The organism is Moorena sp. SIO4A1 (assembly GCF_010672065.1).
Lineage (GTDB): Bacteria > Cyanobacteriota > Cyanobacteriia > Cyanobacteriales > Coleofasciculaceae > Moorena.
The window spans coordinates 1-1,433 of sequence record NZ_JAAHHX010000725.1; the positions used below are offsets into that span (position 1 = coordinate 1).

The following is a 1,433-nucleotide window of genomic DNA, read 5'->3' on the forward strand; positions in this document are numbered from 1 at the left end:
TCCTCCATTCTGCTGCTGAATTTTACGACAGAATGGATGAAAATTCCATAGCATCGCCATGGAGCGAACGGATAACTCAGCGGCCTCCCAAGACCCATGAAAATCTTGCATGGCATAGAGTGCTCGGTCGAGATAGTTCATGGGGCGATCCACCTGATTACTGGTGCGATAGGTCTCAGGAAAGTCAAAGGCTCTCTGGAAAAATAGAGATTTTTCTCTGAGTCGTTGTACCCGGTCATGGATGGCGTTGGGAAGATCCACCGATTGTGTCCATTCGAGAAAACGACGCAACCGTTGAGCAAATTGACGTTTGCCAGTAGCGTGATAAATATGCCAAAGCTTGTCGGTTAAGCAGGTGCGTAAATCAGGCTTAGAGCGACACCAATCACGCACTTTAATCACCTCATGTAGAAAGCACAAAATCCAGGTGATGCCAGGGAATAGGGTTTCCCAGGCTCGACGAGTCGCGTCCCATCCATCCGTGGTGACCGTCTCAGGGCGATAGTCAGGGACATGGTCGCTCATCTCTTGCTCAAAGTCCCCATAAGCCGCTTGCAAGTCCTCGTATCCAGCCGTTGGGCTTAGGCCACTGCCCACAATACAGCCTTTAGCCGCGGTCACGGCCCAATAGATACGCTCTCCTTTATGACTACAATGCTTTTCATCGGCCACTAGATGGGGGGGAGCGAATCGTCTGTTTTCAACGTTGTTCCGACAATCGATGCTCGGCCCAGAGATTGACACAACCGATACCAATGCATCTCCGAGCGACCCAAGACGTAAGCAATCCCATCATAGGAGATGCCATGCTTTCGCAAATACATCGCTTTGCCCGCTAGTTCAGACGTTTCACTCATATAAGGCGTGACGAAATCGGGACGCAGTTGATAGGCCGTTTTTTGTTTGGGAAGATAAATACGACGGGTTTTCAGGTGCTGGCGAGCTGAGGTCACCCACCCATGAAACCGATATCCCTCCTCAATTCCCTCGGGGAACAGCTCCGGATAGCTGGCTATTTGCTCGTTCAGGTACTCTCGGTAGGCCTCACGATCCTCAACCAACTGGTCATAATCAAGGGTATCGGCGATGGGCAGGCAGATCGTTCTATCCCCTGCTGTCCCTCGTTGCTTGCGTTTGGCCATCATACTTGGCCTCCAAACTCGATGACCTTATGATATCCAAACAAACTTAGTTGGAACTAGCATTAATTGAGTTCCGTCAGTATTGTTATCACCATCAATAAATGACGCAATATCATCTGGCAGAGCACCTAAGTCGACCAATTCTGAGAGGTTTAGGGTCAAATCGCTCGCATAGGAAAGCGTTATGTCCTTACTCCCTTTATCATTGTCTCGCACTAAGAATTTGATGTCGCCTAAGGATTCAAGTTTAGAACGAATATTTGTTGGGAGAAGACTTCCAGAAAGATCATA

Annotated in this window: 3 protein-coding genes; all 3 read right to left on the bottom strand. The window is 48.9% G+C overall.

From position 1 onward, the window contains the following. Positions 1-621 (bottom strand): hypothetical protein (locus F6K53_RS42325; RefSeq protein ID WP_293086502.1); only part of this gene is annotated, 621 nt, incomplete at its 3' end. Positions 622-671: 50 nt separating this feature from the next. Further along, entirely contained in the window at positions 672-1,145 is a 474-nt protein-coding gene (locus F6K53_RS42330; protein ID WP_293086504.1) for a hypothetical protein, read from the bottom strand. Between the two features lie 24 nt (positions 1,146-1,169). Continuing rightward, positions 1,170-1,433: hypothetical protein (locus F6K53_RS42335; protein ID WP_293086506.1), on the bottom strand; the 264-nt coding region annotated here is incomplete at its 5' end.